Annotated in this window: 22 protein-coding genes and 1 tRNA gene; 10 read left to right on the top strand and 13 right to left on the bottom strand. The window is 56.4% G+C overall.

Annotated elements, in window-relative coordinates; translation table 11 throughout:
* The first annotated feature begins 38 nt into the window (after positions 1-38).
* Positions 39-299, top strand: a complete 261-nt coding sequence (locus tag ACN0WX_RS12915; protein WP_417622749.1) for a BrnT family toxin — start codon at positions 39-41, stop codon at positions 297-299.
* Positions 271-552: a BrnA antitoxin family protein gene (locus tag ACN0WX_RS12910; protein ID WP_417622748.1), complete on the top strand. Its 282-nt coding sequence runs from the start codon at positions 271-273 to the stop codon at positions 550-552. The genes ACN0WX_RS12915 and ACN0WX_RS12910 overlap by 29 nt, the downstream gene beginning before the upstream one ends.
* On the opposite strand, the gene ACN0WX_RS12905 is transcribed toward ACN0WX_RS12910, so the two are convergent.
* The 3 genes from ACN0WX_RS12905 to soxR form a co-directional block, all read right to left on the bottom strand.
* Entirely contained in the window at positions 541-1164 is a 624-nt protein-coding gene (locus tag ACN0WX_RS12905; protein WP_417622747.1) for a DUF1989 domain-containing protein, read from the bottom strand. The genes ACN0WX_RS12910 and ACN0WX_RS12905 overlap by 12 nt on opposite strands.
* Positions 1161-1790 (bottom strand): guanitoxin biosynthesis heme-dependent pre-guanitoxin N-hydroxylase GntA, encoded by a 630-nt coding sequence (gntA, locus tag ACN0WX_RS12900; protein ID WP_417622848.1) that lies wholly within the window; start codon positions 1788-1790, stop codon positions 1161-1163. The genes ACN0WX_RS12905 and gntA overlap by 4 nt, the downstream gene beginning before the upstream one ends.
* Positions 1791-1964: 174 nt before the next feature.
* Positions 1965-2408, bottom strand: a complete 444-nt coding sequence (gene soxR / locus ACN0WX_RS12895) for a redox-sensitive transcriptional activator SoxR (protein ID WP_417622746.1) — start codon at positions 2406-2408, stop codon at positions 1965-1967.
* Positions 2409-2707: 299 nt separating this feature from the next.
* On the opposite strand from soxR, the gene ACN0WX_RS12890 reads away from it, so the two are divergent.
* Positions 2708-3109, top strand: coding sequence for a VOC family protein (locus tag ACN0WX_RS12890; protein ID WP_417622745.1), 402 nt, complete (start codon positions 2708-2710; stop codon positions 3107-3109).
* Positions 3106-3486, top strand: a complete 381-nt coding sequence (locus ACN0WX_RS12885) for a VOC family protein (protein WP_417622744.1) — start codon at positions 3106-3108, stop codon at positions 3484-3486. Before ACN0WX_RS12890 ends, ACN0WX_RS12885 begins: the two co-directional genes overlap by 4 nt.
* Positions 3487-3606: 120 nt before the next feature.
* On the opposite strand, the gene ACN0WX_RS12880 is transcribed toward ACN0WX_RS12885, so the two are convergent.
* The 4 genes from ACN0WX_RS12880 to ubiA all read right to left on the bottom strand — a co-directional run bounded on the left by ACN0WX_RS12880 (position 3607) and on the right by ubiA (position 7760).
* The gene (locus tag ACN0WX_RS12880) at positions 3607-4740 is read right to left on the bottom strand and encodes an NADH oxidase (RefSeq protein ID WP_417622743.1); all 1134 of its coding nucleotides are present in this window, start codon (positions 4738-4740) and stop codon (positions 3607-3609) included.
* Between the two features lie 24 nt (positions 4741-4764).
* Positions 4765-5700 carry an NAD(P)H-dependent flavin oxidoreductase gene (locus ACN0WX_RS12875; protein ID WP_417622742.1) on the bottom strand — a complete coding sequence of 312 codons (936 nt, stop codon included), beginning with the start codon at positions 5698-5700 and terminating at the stop codon, positions 4765-4767.
* Between the two features lie 30 nt (positions 5701-5730).
* Entirely contained in the window at positions 5731-6747 is a 1017-nt protein-coding gene (locus tag ACN0WX_RS12870) for an aldo/keto reductase (protein ID WP_417622741.1), read from the bottom strand.
* 95 nt (positions 6748-6842) lie between these two features.
* Positions 6843-7760: a 4-hydroxybenzoate octaprenyltransferase gene (ubiA, locus tag ACN0WX_RS12865; protein ID WP_417622740.1), complete on the bottom strand. Its 918-nt coding sequence runs from the start codon at positions 7758-7760 to the stop codon at positions 6843-6845.
* Between the two features lie 140 nt (positions 7761-7900).
* Here ubiA and ACN0WX_RS12860 point away from each other — a divergent pair, with 140 nt between their 5' ends.
* From ACN0WX_RS12860 to ACN0WX_RS12850, 3 genes are all read left to right on the top strand, one after another.
* On the top strand, positions 7901-8662 hold the full coding sequence (locus tag ACN0WX_RS12860) for a 16S rRNA (uracil(1498)-N(3))-methyltransferase (RefSeq protein ID WP_417622739.1): 762 nt from the start codon (positions 7901-7903) through the stop codon (positions 8660-8662).
* 58 nt (positions 8663-8720) lie between these two features.
* On the top strand, positions 8721-9683 hold the full coding sequence (locus ACN0WX_RS12855) for a proprotein convertase P-domain-containing protein (protein WP_417622738.1): 963 nt from the start codon (positions 8721-8723) through the stop codon (positions 9681-9683).
* 202 nt (positions 9684-9885) lie between these two features.
* Entirely contained in the window at positions 9886-12033 is a 2148-nt protein-coding gene (locus ACN0WX_RS12850; protein WP_417622737.1) for a DUF11 domain-containing protein, read from the top strand.
* On the opposite strand, the gene ACN0WX_RS12845 is transcribed toward ACN0WX_RS12850, so the two are convergent.
* From ACN0WX_RS12845 to ACN0WX_RS12825, 5 genes are all read right to left on the bottom strand, one after another.
* Positions 12030-12485 (bottom strand): YaiI/YqxD family protein, encoded by a 456-nt coding sequence (locus tag ACN0WX_RS12845; RefSeq protein WP_417622847.1) that lies wholly within the window; start codon positions 12483-12485, stop codon positions 12030-12032. The two genes, ACN0WX_RS12850 and ACN0WX_RS12845, sit on opposite strands and share 4 nt — an antisense overlap.
* 20 nt (positions 12486-12505) lie before the next feature.
* Positions 12506-14479 carry a DEAD/DEAH box helicase gene (locus ACN0WX_RS12840; protein WP_417622736.1) on the bottom strand — a complete coding sequence of 658 codons (1974 nt, stop codon included), beginning with the start codon at positions 14477-14479 and terminating at the stop codon, positions 12506-12508.
* A gap of 99 nt (positions 14480-14578) precedes the next feature.
* Entirely contained in the window at positions 14579-15763 is a 1185-nt protein-coding gene (locus tag ACN0WX_RS12835) for an NAD(P)/FAD-dependent oxidoreductase (RefSeq protein ID WP_417622735.1), read from the bottom strand.
* A 120-nt stretch (positions 15764-15883) separates the two neighbouring features.
* Positions 15884-15959, bottom strand: a tRNA-Ala gene (locus ACN0WX_RS12830).
* A gap of 50 nt (positions 15960-16009) precedes the next feature.
* Positions 16010-16336 carry a TIGR02300 family protein gene (locus tag ACN0WX_RS12825; protein ID WP_417622734.1) on the bottom strand — a complete coding sequence of 109 codons (327 nt, stop codon included), beginning with the start codon at positions 16334-16336 and terminating at the stop codon, positions 16010-16012.
* 183 nt (positions 16337-16519) lie between these two features.
* Here ACN0WX_RS12825 and aroA point away from each other — a divergent pair, with 183 nt between their 5' ends.
* From aroA to cmk, 3 genes are read left to right on the top strand one after another with little or no spacing between them, the layout of a single operon-like run.
* Entirely contained in the window at positions 16520-17869 is a 1350-nt protein-coding gene (aroA, locus tag ACN0WX_RS12820; protein ID WP_417622733.1) for a 3-phosphoshikimate 1-carboxyvinyltransferase, read from the top strand.
* Positions 17866-18126, top strand: a complete 261-nt coding sequence (locus ACN0WX_RS12815; protein ID WP_417622732.1) for a CBU_0592 family membrane protein — start codon at positions 17866-17868, stop codon at positions 18124-18126. The genes aroA and ACN0WX_RS12815 overlap by 4 nt, the downstream gene beginning before the upstream one ends.
* A complete protein-coding gene (gene cmk / locus ACN0WX_RS12810; RefSeq protein WP_417622731.1) occupies positions 18123-18767 on the top strand; it encodes a (d)CMP kinase in 645 nt (214 codons plus the stop codon). Before ACN0WX_RS12815 ends, cmk begins: the two co-directional genes overlap by 4 nt.
* Positions 18768-18813: 46 nt before the next feature.
* On the opposite strand, the gene ACN0WX_RS12805 is transcribed toward cmk, so the two are convergent.
* Positions 18814-19046 (bottom strand): hypothetical protein (locus tag ACN0WX_RS12805; protein WP_417622730.1); only part of this gene is annotated, 233 nt, incomplete at its 5' end.

Raw genomic sequence — 19046 nt, 5'->3', positions numbered from 1 at the left:
ACGGGGTCTTCGGATGATAAATCCTCCGAGGAACCTGTATGAAAATTACATTCGATCCGGCAAAGCGCCAGTGGACCTTGGAACATCGTGGTCTGGATTTTCGTGATGCTTCGCTGGTCTTTGCAGGTGATTTTGTTGAGCTACTGGATGATAGAAAAGATTATGGAGAAATCCGATATCGGGTTTTTGGAAAGTTGAATGGCCGATGGGTCGCAATTATTTGGACGCCGCGCGGACGTTCCAGACGCATTATTTCGATGATGTATGCACATGACGAAGAAATCGAAAGAAATCGTTGAACCGTGGCTTGAGCCGGAAGATCTGACAGAATGGACCGAGGACCAGTTCCGCCGCGCGGCCGTCTACAAAAAAGGCAAATTGGTTCGCCCTGCCGATGGTACGCTTACCAAGCCGGGCCGCCCGAAACTGCAAAATCCCAAGCAGCAGGTGACTTTGCGACTGGATAAAATCGTTCTAGAGAAATTCAAAGCATCGGGTGCAGGTTGGCAAACGCGGATCAATGAGGAATTGCGCAAGGCGTTAAACCTCTAGTTCCCCAAAACCAGCTACGCCCCCCTCCGGCACCACCCTATAATCAATCGGCTTGAACGTACCGCCATTCGACGCATAGGCCGAACAAGCCGTCAAACCGATGACCAGATCCATTTCTGCGCGCAACCGCAACCGGTCGCCTGCTTTGCTTGTGGGCGGCAGGACTTCCAGCTTGCCCGTTGCCTGATCGACCGGAACATTCATGAAGACATTGAACGCGCAGGGGATTGCATCCTTTTCGACGCCAAAGGGAGCCAGCGCTTCTGCCAGATTGCCGAAACATCCGCGATGCACCGGCTTGTCGGGATAGAAATGCCGGAACGTATCTTCGCTGCAGGGAGTCAGCAGGAAGTCATGCGAGCCCACCGTGTCTTCGACAATCGTCAGCATCGGGTTCGATCGGTTTGACCACAGGCGATTGCCGGTGCTCAGCCGGATGGTTTCTTCATAATCAAATGTCCGGCCGTTCGACAAAACTTCCCTGACATCATCGGCGTTGAACGCAAGCAAGTCGGAAACCTGACCACCGTCAGGATCGATCACATCGAGATATTCGCCTTTCTCAAGCCGGAAGGCCACGCCGGAGCGCGGAGCTATGCGCACACCGCTCATGTGCTGCGCCGATCCTGAAAGGGACATTGCCAGTCTTCGCCGACCTGACGACCGCTATATTGCCGCGCCTCGCTGGACTCGCCATATTTTGCCAGCATCGGATTGATGTCGCCGGCCAGCTTTTCGTCGCGCGCCAGGATGGTCTCGCGCATCTTCTCATAGGTACCATGTTCTCTCAACCGTTCGAACTGGTCATGGAGATTGAAGACCAGCACCGGATGAGCAAAGCGGCGAGCGGGGCGGGATGCATTGGGATGCAAGCCGATCACGAAAAATGCTTCACCGCCAAAGCTGAGGGAAAAATGCGGATCCTCGGGGTCCGCGCTCACCCGATCGTCATAAGACTGACCCAGCCAGGCGTCTTTGTCCGCCATCGACTGGATTCTCGTCCACAATAATTTCTCAAACTGGGCTTCGGACAAATCCGTCGGCCCTTCAAATATCACCGCCAGGCTCCGCAAGCCCTCGGTCGAACCACGATATTCCCGCGCCCAAGCGAGTAGCTCGCGGTGGATTTCGAGATCATCCCAATTGCTGTCCAGACGATGCCCCGCGATCACCTTGAGATTGTCGCGCGCCAAGGCTGATTTCGCTCCGACACAGGGGAATTGTGGTTGCTTGATCATCGCCCCAATAGCGCCCTGGAGCTGTTCCAGACGCTTGGCTTTAAAATTCCGGTCTAGCAATTTTGAGTGTTTCATGTCCGTGCTTACGCGCCAAAGGACGAAGTGTTCCCGACCTTTTGCAAATAGTGCTGCATTCTCCCGGGCGAACATCAGTCATCCCCCCTCCGGGCAAATTCAATCGCCGAAGACCAGCTGCGGACCCGGCCCCTTCAATCCCGCCCGGTCCTCCGGATTGTATAGCGCGCATTTCTTCAGGCTGAGGCAGCCGCAACCGATACAGCCGTCCAGCCGGTCGCGGGTGCGTTCCAGTTCCGCGATGCGATCGTCGATCACACCGCGCATCGCTTTGCTGATCCGGGTCCAGTCGGCCTGGGTCGGTGTGCGGCCATGAGGGAGTTTTGCCAGTGCGCGCTCAATCTCGCTGATGCTCAGCCCCAGTTGCTGCGCGATCAGGACAAAGCTGAGCCGGCGGATATCCGACCGCAAAAACCGCCGCTGACCGCCCGCTGACCGGAAGGGTTCAACGAGCCCCTTTTCCTCGTAAAAACGGATGGCGGAGACCGAAAGGCCGGTGCGCGCCGCGAGGGCGCCGATGGTCAGGGCTTTGGTTTCGGGCATATTTTCAGGCTCCTTCGCGGTTCCCGTTCCCCGGCGAAGGCCGAGGTCCATCTCCTGAGATACGGCGTGGCCGCACGGGTGGTTTGCCATCCCCGCCCTTCTGATCAGATGCCATTTCCCGAGATGGACTCCCGCCTGCGCGGGAACACAGAATAATAGCTTGACCTCAACTTAGCTTAAGATTGTACGAATCACAAGCATGGAGAATTGGGCAGGCTGCGGGAGTCGATCACGAGACGCCAAACATGTTTCCAATTCTTCCAATGAAGTGACGCCAATATCGGAAGGAAACAAGGCAAATGAAACTCAATCAGGTCACCGTGGGATGCCTAGACTATGACCGGTCAGTCACCTTCTACCGGCAGCTCGGCCTCACCCAGATCGTCGACTCCCCGCGCCGCTATGCCCGGTTCGAGACGGCGACGGGCGAGACCTTTTCCATCCATGCAGTGGAGGAAATCGGAGCGCCAACGTCCATGACCTATTTCGAATGCGACGAACTAGACGCAAAAGTCGCGTGGCTGCAATCCTCCGGCGTCACCTTCGACACAGGCCCCACTGACCAAAGCTGGGGCTGGCGCGAGGCCCGGCTCCGCGACCCGGCGGGCAACCCGCTCTGCCTGTTCTACGGCGGCAACAATCGCCGCTTCCCGCCCTGGCGAATTGACAATGCAACCAAGAAGAAAGGAACTGAAGAATGAGCAACGGAAAGCTCGAGCACGTCAACATAACCGTCAGCGACCCGCAACGCAGCGCCACCCTGCTGCACGATCTTTTTGGCTGGCATATCCGGTGGGAGGGGCCCTCCATGGCGGCTGGCCACACCATCCACGTCGGGAGGGATGATCAATATATCGCGCTCTACACCAACCCGGACGTTCAGGCTGCGGACCCAAAGTTCAACAAAGGCGAGCCGCTGAACCATATCGGCGTGACCGTCGATGATCTGGATAGCGTGGAGGCGAAAGTCGTGGCGGCAGGACTGGAGCCCTTTGGCCATGACGAATATGAACCCGGTCGGCGCTTCTATTTCTTCGACTGGAACGGGATAGAGTGGGAAGTGGTGAGCTATCGGTGAACGCCCCTCCTCGTCATCCTGAACTCGTTTCAGGATCCAGAGCGGCAAGCACCACAGTAGCGCACTGCCGCTCTGGACCCCGGATCAAGTCCGGGGTGGCGATCTCACTATCGCCAGCCCCTAGAGACTGGGATTTACCAGCACCTTCTCGCCCGTCGCCTTCTTGTCATAGCCCTTGGCGATTTCCGGATCGATCATGTCCATCAGGCTGATTTCGCTGGAATAGTCGCTGTGGAAAATGCCGTTGCGTTCGGCGACGGTGTACATGCGCATTTCCATCATCCGCTCCATGCCGACCTTTTCCAGATGCGGGGTGAGCAGCCAGCCGCCGACGCCCCAGTAGAGGCCGAGACCGCCGCCAAGGATGGTGTCGCCGGTGTCGAGACGGCCGTAGATATAGACCTGCTTGTTGACGGTCGAACCATAGACGCTGAATTCCGCGCCGCGCACCGCCGCAGCCTTTTCCATCGCGGTCAGGATATAGCTCGCCATCTTGCCGCCGCCGATCGCGTCAAAGCCCAATGTCGCGCCGGTTTCGGCCAAAGCAGCAATCAGCTGCTCCATGAAGTCGTCCTTGCTGCTGTCCAGCACATGGGTCAGGCCAATGTCGGTGAGGATTTTCTTCTGCTCGTCGGAGCGCACGATGGCGACCAGTGGCACGCCTTCCTTGAGGCACAGCTTGGCCAGCATCTGGCCGAGGTTCGATGCGGCGGCTGTGTGGACCAGTCCCGTATGGCCTTCGGCGCGCATCGTGTTGAGGAAACCCTGCGCGGTCATCGGATTGACGAACAAAGAGGCGCCTTCCTTGGCCGGTGCGCCGTCGGGCAACGGCACGCACATCATTGTCGGCATCACCCGGTGCGTGCGATACATTTCACCGCCAACGATGGTCACGACCTTGCCAAGCAGGGCCTGCGCCGCATCGGACGATCCGGCGGCGACAACCGTGCCAGCGCCTTCATTGCCGGCAGTCAGTTTCTTGCCCGCCCGCCCCTTGAAGAACGGCTGCATCGCGGGATCGACATCCGCGACCAGCGCCGGATGGCCATCAACGGTTTCACTGCGGACCGTGTCCATATTGGCAGCAGCCGTCAGCAGGCCGAGATCGGAAGGATTGATCGGCACGGCCTCCATCCGCACGACAACCTCATGCTCCTTGGGCTCGGGCACATCATAAGGTTCGATCGACAATATCGACCGGCCGTCCTCGGTGACAGTGGTGAACAATTGCTTTGCGTCGGGAAATTGACTCATTGGATATTCCTCTCTCTTGTTTTTCTAGAAACTTTTGGCGGCAGCGAGCGCGCCCAGTCTTGCGGTGATTTCAAAAAACTCGGTCACCGTTTCATCGATAATCTGTCTGGCAGTTTTTATCTCGTCAATCAAACCGGAAGATTGCCCGGCAAGGCCGACGGAGGCCTCCATATCACCACCAAAATAGACGTCCAAAATGCCCTTGAACGTGTCCGCCGGCATCAGGCCATCCTCGTGAATTTTCGTCGTCCGCTCGGTCTTAAGCGCACGGATACAGGGTGAGGCTTTCTTGTTCAGCACATAGGTACCTGTTTCGGTGGCATCCAGGATGGCCTGTTTGTAATTGTGATGCACCGGGCTTTCGGCGCTCGAAACGAACCGCGTACCCATCTGGATCGCTTCTGCGCCCAGGGCGAAAGCCGCTGCCATGCCCTTGCCATCGGCAATCCCGCCGGCTGCGACCATCGGGATATCGGTCTGCTGCCGGATCGCTTGCAGCAGGACCAGCGTCGACACTTCCTCGGGATTTTTGAAACCGCCGCCTTCGGCGCCCTCGACCACAAGACCATCGACTCCCGCTTCGACACAACCCATCGCTGCAGCCACGGTGGGCACCGCGTGATAGACGACAATACCGGCCTCCTGCAGCGGGCCAACAAACTTGCGCGGACTGCCCGCCGAGGTGGTCACGAACTTGACCCCGGATTCACAGACCCGGGTGAGAATTGCGGGATCCTTCAAAAACATGATCGGCAGGTTCACGCCGAAGGGTGCGTCGGTGAGATCCTTCATCTTGGCGATCTCGGCCATGCAATTTTCGGTTTCGCCGGAGCTCGTCTCGATAATGCCAAGCCCCCCGGCATTGCAGACCGCCGACGCCAGTTGTGACCGCGCAATCCAGCCCATCGGAGCCTGAACGATTGGATATTTCGCGCCGGTATGTTCAAGGAAACGGTTCATATATTGTCTTTCATTGGTGTGACGGGCTGATCAGCCCATCGGGTACATGATTTCCCGGCTGATCTTGTAAATGCGCTTCATCATCTCGTCGCTGAGCAGCAGATCGGCGGCAGCAAAAATCTCGGGCAGCTGGTCGGTGTGGGTCGCCCCGACAATGGTGGAAGCGACAAAATCATGCTGCTTTGACCAAGCGGTGGCCAGCGTCACCGGCGCCACGCCCAGTTCCTCTGCAATCACCATGAAGCGCTTGGTCGATGCTTCCGACTTGGGATTGACGAACCGCTCTGCCATTTTCTTTTGCCGTCCACCCATTTTAAGATAGCCGGAGAAACGCGCCCCTTCCGGCATCGCGCCGTCATTATATTTGCCCGACAGAGCGCCACCCGCGAGCGGCGAATAGGGGATCAGGCTGACTCCTTCCTGGCGGCAGACCTGTGCCAGTTCATCTTCGAACCGGCGGTTGTTCATGCTGAAATTATTCTGGATGGTGCAATAGCGGGTAACGCCGAGCCGTTCGGAGGCCTCGAGCGATTTCATCAGGCCCCAGCTGGTTTCATTGGAACAGCCAATCGCACGGATTTTGCCCTTACGGATTTCCTCGTCGAGCACTTCCATGGTCTCGTCATAGGCGGTGCCATGATCGGGCCAGTGGGTCTGGTAGAGATCGATATAGTCGGTCTGCAACCGTTTGAGACTGTCATCAAGAGCCTTGACGATATTGTGGCGGTCGAGCGCAGTCATCCCCGCGCGCTGCGCCGACTGGATCCACCCGTGGCTTGGCCCCGACACCTTGGTCGCGATGATCAGGCTGTCGCGATCCTTGCCCTTCATCCAGCGACCGACGACCTTTTCGGTTTCCCCGGCCCATTCCGGCCTGGGCGGCACCGGATAATTTTCCGCCGTGTCGAAAAAATTGATTCCGGCGTCGACCGACTCATCCATGATCCTGTGCGACATGGCCTCGTCAGCGCCGCTGCCGAAGGTCATTGTCCCCATGCAGATTTCGGAAACATAGATCGGGCTGCGGCCCAGGCGGCGTTTTTTCATGCATACGGCTCCGGGAGATTGGGCTCTGGATTAACTGCTCGGTTAAGCTTCTTAACCCGCATGGGTTGCAAGACGCAATGCAATTTCTTGCGCTTCTAGCCAGCCTGTCCGAGAACCAGACAGGCAAGAAACATCAGGAAACCGGCAAAACGATTGGATCGAAATTTGGCGAGTGCATCCTGACCATCACCGCTTTTCAGCGTCGTCACCTGCCACAGCAGATGCAGAGCGACCGGTACCAGCGCAATAACGCCAAGCCACTGGGGCCGGAGCGTCCAGAAAGCGGTGGCCCAGCTGACAAGCGCCACAAGATAGCAAAACAGGACGCCGAAACGCACATTTTCTCCCAGCCGCAGCGCGCTGGAACGGATACCGACCAGCGCGTCGTCCTCCCGGTCCTGCAGCGCGTATATCGTATCATATCCGATCACCCAGAAAATTGACCCCAGATAAAGCAGGGTCATGGCCCAGTGAAACTGCGGATCAATCGCCAGCCAGCCGACCAGCGCGCCCCAGCTGAACACCATCCCCAGCCAGGCCTGCGGCCACCAGGTGATGCGTTTCATGAACGGATAGGCGGCGACAAGGGCGAGACTGCCCAGGGCGACAAGCTTTGCGGTCCCGTTGATCTGGGACCATACCAGCAGGCCGATCAGGCATAATATCACCAACCAGATCCATGCTGCTTTCACGGACAAAGCACCGCTGGCCAGGGGCCGCGAGCGGGTCCGCTCCACCTGCCGGTCAAGATCGCGGTCGACAATATCATTATAGACGCAGCCCGCCCCGCGCATCGCAATCGAACCGAGCAACAGCCAGAGCAGCAAATCCCATCGCGCGATTGCGCCGCCAGCCAGGGCAACACCCCAGGCACAGGGCCAGAACAGCAACCACCATCCAATCGGGCGGTCGAGACGGGCGAGCAGAGCATAGGGACGGGCGACGGCAGGAAGCAGGCCCATGATACCCTTATGTTCGGAATCAGGAACGATTTGATCTGGCTGATTGGACATGACAGTCGCTTATCGTCATTTCCTTAATTCGTCATCCTGAACTTGTTTCAGGACCTCCGTCGAACATGTGCGTTCTTCCGAAGGAGATGCTGAAATAAATTCAGCATGACGAGAATGAAACGCGGCGCTAAACGATGTTCATGCCCGCAACACCCGCCTATCCACCGCACAGCGCGCCGCGTCTCTTCGTCGATGTCGAGCTTTCCGACGGCGCGGAAATCCGGCTGGATGGCAGCCATGCCCATTATTTGCTCAAGGTCATGCGAATCAAACAGGGCGATCCGGTCAAGCTGTTTGATGACCGCACCGGTGAATATCTCGCTCATGTGACGACACTGGGCAAACGCGATCTGATCCTGTCGATTGATGGAAAAACAAGGGAACGGGAAGCGGTGCCGGATCTCTGGCTGTGCACCGCGCCGATCAAAAAAGACCGGTTTAACTGGATTGCCGAAAAAGCGACCGAGCTTGGCGTTGACCGGCTCCTTCCGGTGCAGACCGAGCGGACACAAAATATGCATATCAAGGCCGACAAGCTGCGGTTCCATATGATCGAAGCGGCGGAACAATGTGAACGCACTGCCCTCCCCGTCCTCGCACCGCTCGTAAAACTGGATGAAATGCTGGAAAATTGGCCAGAAGACCGTCATTTATTCTTTGCCGACGAGCGCCTGCACGAGACCGGCGAAGGCAGTTTCCGCAAGGCATTGGTCGCCCATGATGGCCCTGCTGCAATCCTCGTCGGTCCCGAAGGTGGCTTTTCCGATTCCGAGAATGAAATGATCCGCGCGCTGCCCCAGTCAGTACCAATATCGCTGGGTCCAAGGATATTGCGCGCCGAAACCGCAGCTTTGGCCGCCATCAGCCTGTGGATGGCCGGGCGCGGAGACTGGTCCCCCTAAACTCGTTGATCTGGTAAATATTTGCAAAATATTTAGCTTATGTCACTATGCTCTGCCAATGAGCTTGGCGATTTCAGCGCTTGATAAGGTAGATGCCATCTATCTGACCGGTCCGGTCAAAGGCCTGTTGTGCTTGCTCATTGCTGGCGCGATACTGCTGTTTCCAGCTGCCAGCCACGCACAAACCGTGACAACATATGTAAATTCGGCCAAAGGCAATATCAACAGCTCGAGACCTTGTACGACACCGCTGGTACGGAATTTCGTAGTCGCCGCCAGCTTTACGGTCTCCGACGTCGATATCGGCGTCTATGCAACCCACAAAGCGCGCGGCGAAATCCGGATGACTCTACAATCTCCGGCAGGCACCCGGGTGCAACTGGTCAATGGGAATGTCGCCGATATCAGCGGAGACAATTTCAACGTCTTGTTGAACGACGACGGCACGCAAACGGTGAACACAGATGGCAATACGGTCAACCATTCGACCACTGCACCGCCTCCATTCCAGCATAATTTCATTCCGAACAACCCGTTGTCCGCCTTCAATAATGAAAATAGCGCTGGCACATGGCGACTTGAAATCTGCGAACTTTCGCAGGGATCTAATAACGGGAAATTCCAGTACGGGCAACTTTATCTCACCGACACTCCTGCCAATTTGTCGGTCACTAAAATTAGTTCGATTATCAGTGACCCGGTCAGCGGCACCACCAATCCCAAGAGAATTCCCGGTGCAGTCGTCCAATATTGTATCCTCATCAGCAATGGCAACGGAGGAAATGCGGATTCGATCGTAGCAACCGACAGCCTTTCCGGACCTTTCACCTATAATCCCGGCACGATGAACAGCGGCGCCAATTGTCAATCTGCGACAACGCCGGAGGATGACGATGCGGCAGACAGCGGCGAAATTGACCCTTATCATGCATCTATTTCTGGTTCGACTATCACCGTGACTGCGTCGACCTTGGCTCCAACAACCGCCTTTGCGCTCACATTTCAAGTTACGATAAACTAGTCATGACGCTTCCATTGCGCGCCGGAACGGCTGCTTTGGCCGCAATCCGCCTGTTGATGGCTTGAAACGCCGGCTGGGCGTCCTGAATCGCCTGCAATTCTTGGCCTGTCATATTGCTCAGCCATTTGTAAAATGTCGTTAATTACTTCCCTTTTGTCGAAATTGTTGCCGCATATTCAGCTAAAATCGTTACATAGGCCGAGTGATATTACGATCGTCGAAATATAAAATTGGAAAGGCCAGCCTTCCTTCATGGAGCGGCGAGCGCCTTGAAGCAGCCGCAGCGTGCGCGCTGCGTATTGTACTGCTGTGCCTGCTCGCCATAGCCTCGCTGTTTCCGGACGATGCAAATGCACAGGCTACGGCCGACTGGACCGGCTTGGGGCTGAACAATTTCCAGGCTGTTCCCAATGGGGGGACGCTGACCGTCGGCCCGCGGACGATCACCATCAATCAAACCAGCACCATTAGCGGCGGTACTTTTACGCCACATTATTCTAGTGGTTTTCTTTCCTATTATAACGGCAATATCAGCAGCCAGGCGGGCCCCTTGCTGTATAGTTTTGATAATAGCAATTTCGATGCTGATGACAAAATAACCACTACCTATACGTTTGATGCGGCTGTGACCGGATTGGCCTTCCGGTTGCTCGATGTTGATCGCAATATAGGGGCCGCCCAGGATGCGGTTGAGATATGGTACGACAACGGTTCCGGGAGCTGGCAGAACGCCGCCAATACGCCCGCTTTCTATACGGTCGGAACAACCAACAGCCGCGTTGCAAACGGATATATGACCGGCTTTCTCGGCAATAGCGCATCCGGACTCACTTCTACAGCCGGCGACGTGAGCATAGACTTTGGTGCGACAACGATCAAACGTGTGCGCATCATATATTTCTCGGGAGAGAGCGAAACTGGCGACCCCAGCGGCCCCAATCAATATATCGGGTTGTCCGACATGGAGTTTGATCTTCCCGCAGCCGATCTTTCTCTGACAAAAACCTTCGGCGGACTAACATCCAACACCGGCCGATATACATTGTCTGTCACCAACGCCCCAGAATCTCAATTGACGGCAACAGGGGTGACAGTGAGTGATACGCTGCCAGCCGGCGTCACCTTGTTGAGCACATCCGGTACTGGCACGTACAGCGGCGGCATCTGGACTTTGGGAACCCCGGTTGCACCAGGAGAAACCGTCACGATTGAATTGGATGTCATTGTCACCGCGACGTCCGGCACGATTACGAATACAGCCCAAATTCGGACCTCGTCCGTCTATGATTATGATTCAACTCCGGGCAATGGGGTAACAAGCGAAGATGACTATGCAGAAGTCAGCTTTGTCTCCAACATCCGTCTTCCCGGTTACGTCCCTCCCCTGACCAAAATATGTTCAATCGGCAACCAACTCGGGTTTAGTTGGGCGGCACCAACGACATGGCTGCCTGCCGGGTCGCTAATGCATGAATATAACGTGACGGGCCTTGGCAATATTAAAATCACGGTTGCACCTACGCCAACTGGTTTTATCAACAATGCCCCGGAAATAACAACCGGCAATACCGGTGGCGGCGCTGCGGGCACGCTCGCGCTCTATTTGATTATGAATAACAATAGTAATACAGAAACATCCACAACAACCATCACTTTGCCGGCGGCTGTCCCGGGCCTTCAGTTCAAGATATTTGACGTAGACTATTCGCCGAACGCATTCACCGACAAAGTCACCATAACGGGCACCCACAATGGTAATACGGTGCTACCGATCTTATCCAATGGCACGGCCAATTATATTGATGGAAATTCCGCCATCGGTGATGGGCAGTCCGGAGCCACGGACGCATTTGGCAATGTCGTGGTAAGTTTTGCTTCTCCCGTCAGCGAAATCAAGATTTCACACGGCAACCATATTCCCACCACACCGAACAACTCGGGAACTCAGGCTATTTCGATCCACGACTTTACCTTCTGCCGCCCTTCGACAACCTTGAGCGTAACAAAAATCAGTTCGATCATCAGTGATCCGATCAACGGTACAACCACCCCCAAGCGTATTCCGGGTGCGATCGTCCAATATTGCATCCTGATCAGCAACAGCGGCGGCACAAATGCGGATATGGTGGTAACCACTGACACTCTTGCAGGGCCGTTTACCTATAATCCGGGAACGATGAGGACAGGCGTCAATTGTGGATCGGCCACCGAGTTGGAAGACGACAATAATATAGGTGCCGATGAAAGCCCCATCGGTGCATCGATTTCTGGCTCAACCATCACGGCAACAGCGACGACACTGAACGCGGGCAGCACCATGGCACTCACATTTCGGGTTACAATCGACTAACCGCCGCGTTTCAGTCGTACCAGAATTTCATCGAGTGACGACAGAAACCGGGAGCGATCCGCTTTGCCGAATGGCGGCGGACCGCCGATATTCTCCGTTCCCATGCCGGCGCGCAAATCGGCCATGATCGCCCGGGTCGCCACTGCCGCTCCGATCGAGTCGGCCGTAAAGGGCTTTCCATTGGATGCGACCACTGCCGCACCCGCCTTCACACATCGATCTGCGAGCAATATGTCGGAGGTAACTACGACAGTGCGGGCCCGCGTTCGTTCGGCGATATAGTCATCGGCCGCATCAAAGGCGTCGCTGACCACTACCCGGCTAACCAGCGGGTGAGCCGGAACGCGAAACGGACTATTGCTGACAATCACCACGGCCACTTCATGACGTTCTGCGACCCGGTAAATTTCGTCCTTTACCGGACAGGCATCAGCATCCACCAATATTTGAATGGGATCGGTCATCAACAGGGTCAGTTGGCTTTGGGTCCGTTAGTCTTCGGGCCTTCAAAAGCACGCTTCCCGCGATGGGGCTTTTTCTTTTTGCCGCCGAAATTACCTTTGGCGCCGCCTTTGCGATCACCTTTATAGGCGGACTTCTCTTTGCGGCCTTCACCAAATTCGCGTTTTGCTCCGCCACCATCAGAACCGCCTTCCCCTTCCGGTTTGCGCTTTTGATACGGCTTGCCACCGCCAGATTTGTCACCAAATTTCTTGTCGCCAAACTTGTTCCTGCCGAACTTCTTGCCGCCAAATTTCTTGCTGGCGTTGCTATAATCCCGCTTGCCCCCGGCATTGTCGCCGCGGCCGCCCTTGCGATTGCGCTTTGCTTCATCACGCGGCTTGCCTTCGAACTGGGTGATCATGATATCGTCAGTATCATCTCCCCCGGTTTCCCTTTTTTCAGCAATGGCGGCGGTAAATTTATCGACCACCCGGCGCGGAATTTCGAACAATGTGTCGTCGCCATTGATCCGGATCGCGCCGATTTCATTCTTGGTGATATGCCCGCGACGACACAGCACCGGCAATAGCCAGCGTGCGTCCGCGCGCTGATTGTGGCCGACGTTCATTTTGAACCAAACGGTATCTTCAAATCCCGGACGCGGGCCACCCGGTGCGGACTGGGATTGCGCACCACGATCCAGCATCTGTTCCGGGGCGGGCAATTTGGCGCGGTGTGACTGGACCAGCATCGCGGCAATTTCTTCCGGTGTCTTTTCGGCCATCAGCCGTTGTGCCAGAGCCATGTCGTCTTCATCAATTTCCACCGGCTGCAGCAAGGTTTCAATCAGTCGGTCGGCATCATTCTTGCGAATGTCGGCGCGTGTCGGCGCGTCTTTCCACTCGGCATTGATTTTGGCACCGCGCAACATGGACTCAACCCGCTTGCGCCGCTGGTAAGGCACGATGATAACCGCCGTGCCTTTCTTGCCAGCGCGGCCAGTCCGGCCGGAGCGATGCTGCAACGTCTCGGCATCGCGTGGAATTTCGACATGAATGACCAGGCTCAAGGTCGGCAGGTCGAGACCACGGGCGGCCACGTCGGTTGCAACACAGACACGCGCGCGTTTGCTGCGCAGCGCCTGCATCGCCTGGTTTCGTTCGCTCTGGGTATGTTCGCCGGACAGCGCCACCGCACTGAACCCGCGGTCCACCAGACTGGCGTGCAGACGGCGCACGGCTTCGCGCGTGCCGCAGAACAGCATCGCCGATTCCGCTTCGTGAAAACGCAGCAGGTTGACCACCGCATTTTCGGTGTCGGCCGGGGCGACGGTAATCGCCTGATAGGCGATATCGCCATGTCCACGATCTTCGCCGACGGTCGAAACGCGCAGCGCGTCATTCTGGTAGCGCTTGGCAAGATTGACGATAGATTTGGGCATGGTCGCCGAGAACAATAATGTCCGGCGCTCCTCGCCAGTGGCATCCAGAATTTCTTCCAGGTCTTCGCGGAAACCCATGTCGAGCATTTCATCGGCCTCGTCGAGAACCACTGCACGCAGCTTCGACAAATCCAGTGCGCCGCGTTCAAGATGGTCCCGCAGGCGGCCCGGCGTGCCGACAATGACATGCGCGCCACGGCGCAAGGTCCGGCGCTCTTTCGAAGCATCCATACCACCAACACAGGTCGCGATCTGTGGCCCGGCAGGCTGATAAAGCCAGGTTAATTCGCGACTCACCTGAAGTGCGAGTTCGCGAGTCGGCGCAATCACCAGTGCCAGCGGCTCTACCAGAAACGGGAAGCGGCCATTGTCGTCGAGCAATTGCGGTGCCATCGCCAGACCAAAGGCTACGGTTTTGCCGGAGCCAGTCTGAGCCGACACGATAAGATCACGGCCTTCCGCTTCGGTTTCAAGCACTGCGGCCTGAACAGGTGTCGGCTTGTCATATTCGCGTGCCGTGAGCGCCTCGGCGAGAAGCGGAGATATTTTGGAGAAAGGCATAATATTTAAATTCCGTGGCAAAAGTGAAAGCCGCGCGGAAATGCCAGTCGCCTGCGGTTTATGAATATTGTGTTGTTATTAAACGGTCCGCGCTGGGGATCATATTGCCTTACCGGCAGCATGGCCACTCGCCCAGGCCCATTGAAAATTATAGCCACCGAGCCAGCCGGTAACATCAACCGCCTCTCCGATAGCATAAAAGCCCGGCACTTGCCTAGCTTCCATATTTTTGGACGAAAGTTCCGCCGTACTGATCCCGCCGGACGTGACCTCAGCCTTGGCGAATCCCTCGGTTCCATTAGGCATGAATCGCCAGTGGGACAGGCACCGTGCTGCCTCATCCAGCTTCTTGTCGGTCAGATTACCCAGTTCACCGTCGAGCGCGATCCGTTCTATCAGTGTGTCGGTCAATCGCGCTGGCAGATGGGCGTTCATTGCCCGCTTTAGCGAGATTCGGGGCAACGACCTCTTTGCCTGAACGAGCCAATCACCCGGCAAATCGGGCAAGAAGTCAATTTCGACCGATTCGCCGTGCTGCCAGTAAGATGAAATTTGGAGGATCGCCGGCCCCGACAATCCTTTGTGCGTGAACAGGGCAGCTTCGCGGAATGCGGTTTTTCCGCATCGCGCGATAACCGGTGCCGAGACGCCGGACAGGGACCGGAACAATGTTTCTTCTCCGCCCAGGGTCAATGGAACCAGCGCTGGCCTTGGCTCGACGATTTTCAGACCAAATTGCCGCGCCAGATCATAGGCGAAGCCGGTTGCCCCCATTTTGGGGATCGACGGACCACCTGTAGCAACCACGAGGGAAGGCGCGAACACGGTCTCTCCGCCATATTCGACTCGATATCGTCCGTCACTGTGACTGACATCGGTTATCGCCTTGCCAAGCGATAGCTTGACCGTCTGATGTGGACATTCAGCCAGCAACATTTCGACAATCTGCCGGGCAGAGCCGTCGCAAAACAGCTGGCCCAGTGTTTTTTCATGCCAGTCGATTCGATAGCGATCAACGAGGCCGACGAAATCGTTAGCCGAATACCGGCTGAGCGCAGATTTGGAAAAATGCCTGTTTTGCGACAAATAGCGATCGGGCGCGGTCCCGACATTGGTGAAATTACAGCGCCCGCCGCCGGAAATCAGGATTTTCTTGCCCGGTTCATCGGCGTGATCGATCAGCAATATCTTGCGCCCGCGCTGCCCGGCAACGGCGGCGCACATCAGACCGGCTCCGCCTGCGCCAAGGATTATCGCGTCATAATGGGTGGGGAGATTGGGCATGGTTTATCGAAAACTCACAAAATGAAGAGATTTCGCGAGTGCCGCCCGCTCCGGGCCCTTCGCTATTGCTCGGGAATTTTTCGGCCTCCCGTCCGCCGGACGGGCTTGTTCCCGAAAAATTGGTGGAGCCTAGCGGGATCGAACCGCTGACCTCTTCGCTGCCAGCGAAGCGCTCTCCCAGCTGAGCTAAGGCCCCCAATGAAGAGCGCCTTTAATCCAGCCGCCCTCCATAATGCAAATCAAAAATCAGGTGTCGTCCGGTTCGTCGTCACCTTTGCCCTTGCTAACGCCCAAATCATCGTCACCGCCGAGATCAACTTCATTGTCCGGGGACGGCTCATCATCGTCGATGTTGATGTCCAAGTCATCATCGTCAACCGCATCCTCTTCCTTCTTCGCATCCTTCTTGGGCGCGGCTTCAAATGGCATGGGCTGTTTGGATTTCAGCACCGCTTCCGGCACAAAGCTTTCCCCGCATTCAACGCAGGTAGCCGGGTCTTCTTTGCCCAGATCGTAAAAGCGTGTTCCACATTTCGGGCATGTGCGTTTTGTGCCCCATTCCGGTTTAACCATGGCTGGTGTCCAAATCCTGTCTAAATCAATTCGTTGATAGGTAAGTCTGTTATGCGGCGATTCAAGTTCTCCTAAAATCACCCGCGAAATCCGGCGCGCCTTGCCATAGCTTTGCGGCGCTGTCAAAAGCCGTTTGGTATTCCTGCACGAATCATACGTGCGTTCCGCTAATAAAGCTCTGTCATGACCAGTAAATCTCCTCAGCCAGTCACGTTCAAACCGTCTGGCCCGCTCACCGGCAAAATTTCCGTCCCCGGAGATAAATCCATTTCGCACCGGGCGTTGATATTATCGGCGCTTGCCATTGGCAAAAGCCGGATTAGCGGCCTGCTGGAAGGCGAGGATGTCCTGGCGACGGCCGACGCCCTGCGGGCAATGGGTGCAAAGGTTGAAAAAAAGGATGACGTCTGGACGGTATATGGCGTCGGTGTCGGCGGTCTGATGCAGCCGGACAAAGCCCTCGATATGGGCAACAGCGGGACATCGACGCGGCTATTAATGGGCCTGGTCGCGTCGCACGGAATCACAGCCACCTTCATCGGCGATGCCAGTCTGTCAAAACGCCCCATGGGCCGGGTAATTGATCCGCTGTCGGAAATGGGCGCCGATATTCACGCGCGCGAGACAGCCGACCACAAAGCATGCCTGCCCCTGACGGTGCGGGGGCTTTGCCCTGCGGTCCCTTTGGAATATCGCTTGCCGGTCGCTTCTGCGCAGGTCAAATCGGCAATGCTGCTTGCGGGTCTCAACACACCGGGAATCACCCGGATCATCGAACCGGTTCTCACCCGTGATCATAGCGAAACCATGCTCAAGGGATTTGGTGCGCAAATCAGCGTGGAAACAGATGCCGAGGGTTGCCGGGTCATATCGCTGACTGGCGAAGCGGAGCTTCAGCCGCAAAAAATCAAGGTGCCCGGCGACCCTTCTTCCGCCGCATTTCTCGTCGTCGCCGCATTGATCACTCCCGGATCGGATATCGTCGTCGAAAATGTCGGCATTAATCCTACCCGCGCCGGTCTGTTTGAGGTGTTGCAGACCATGGGTGGCGACATCAGCTTCCGGAAAAAACGGACAGTGGGGGGAGAACCGGTTGCTGACATCCATGTCAAGCATAGCGCGCTTTCCGGCATCGTCGTGCCCGGTGATATTGCGCCCAGTATGATTGACGAGTTTCCCATATTGTTTATCGCGGCAGCCTTGGCGGACGGCAAAACAACAACCAGCGGCTTGTCCGAATTGCGGGTGAAGGAATCCGACCGCCTGTCGCAAATGGCCAAGGGACTCCGTTTGCTGGGCGTCGATGTAACGGAACGAGAAGACGGACTCACGATAATCGGTAGCAGCGGCAAATTGCTCGTCGGCAGTACCGGCAAAAAAATGATCGAAACCGCACTCGATCATCGCATTGCCATGAGTTTCGCGGTTGCGGGGCTGATGACCAAGTCCGGCGTCGCTATCGACGATATTACACCGGCACAAACCAGCTTTCCGGAATTTGAAAATCTCATAGCGGCGCTCGCATCCCGATGATCGATGGATTTTCCGCCAATGTGATCGGCATATCGGGCAGCATTTTGATCGTCGTTGCTTATGCCTATAACGTCTATGCCGATGCAGTGAACGCATTCATCTATAACGGCACGAACCTGATCGGGGCGATCTTGTTGACGATCTCCCTCATGGTGCATTTCAACCTGGCATCATTTCTGCTTGAAATCGTCTGGATCATCACTGCTGTTGGCGGCCTTTTCAAGGCCTACAGGAACCACAAAAGGCAAAGCACATGATCATTGCCGTCGATGGTCCGACCGCCTCTGGCAAGGGTACGATCTCCAAACAACTGGCAAAATATTTTGCCTTGCCCTTTCTGGATACTGGCCTGCTCTATCGCGCCGTAGGCTGGACGCTCAGGGAACAAGGCGGAGATGCCGACAACCCGGCTGATGCGTTGGCCGCCTGCCAGTTTGAAAGCGCGTTGCTGTCCGATCCGGCCCTGCGCAGTGAAGCCGTAGGCGGTTTGGCCAGCCGGGTCTCGGTCCATCCACAGGTAAGGCGAGCGCTGGACAAGCGCCAGAGAGACTTTGCTTACCAACCCGCCGGAGCGGTTCTGGATGGCCGTGATATCGGCACCGTCATTGCACCCGATGCCGATGTAAAACTGTTCGTGACAGCCTCATCCGAGGCGCGAGCAATACGGCGCTTTGAGGAAATGAAGCGGCGTGGCGATCCTGCCGATTTCGATGACATTCTCGCCGATATTTTAAAACGCGACGAGCGCGATAAAAATCGCGCTACCGCGCCGCTCAAGCCCGCCGAAGATGCGGACTTGCTTGATACCACCGATTTGACTATAGACGCCGCCGTTCAGCAGGCAATTGCCATGGTGAATGCGAAGATAAGCGGCCGGCGCGACAAAGATCCGGCATAGCAGACAAATGATGCGCGAGACAGGTTGGTGCAGAACCGGCCCGGCTTTAGCGTAGCATTTGCCATTTGCGCTTGACTTCACATACACTATTTTTGGCAGTTTTCTGGTGGATGCGGCGATCACATGGGGTGATCGTGGCAATTTTGGTCCAAGACCGGCGGAACCAACCGCCTGGCCAGAAAAATTGACTATCAAGGATTAAACCATATGGCCTCAACGGCATTTCCAACCCGCGACGATTTCGCGGCAATGTTAAACGAATCACTCGGTGGCGAAGAC

The organism is Parasphingorhabdus sp. (assembly GCF_048269915.1).
Taxonomy (GTDB): Bacteria; Pseudomonadota; Alphaproteobacteria; order Sphingomonadales; family Sphingomonadaceae; genus Parasphingorhabdus.
The sequence above is the reverse complement of the archived record's forward strand: the minus strand, read 5'-3'. Positions and strand labels throughout refer to the sequence as shown.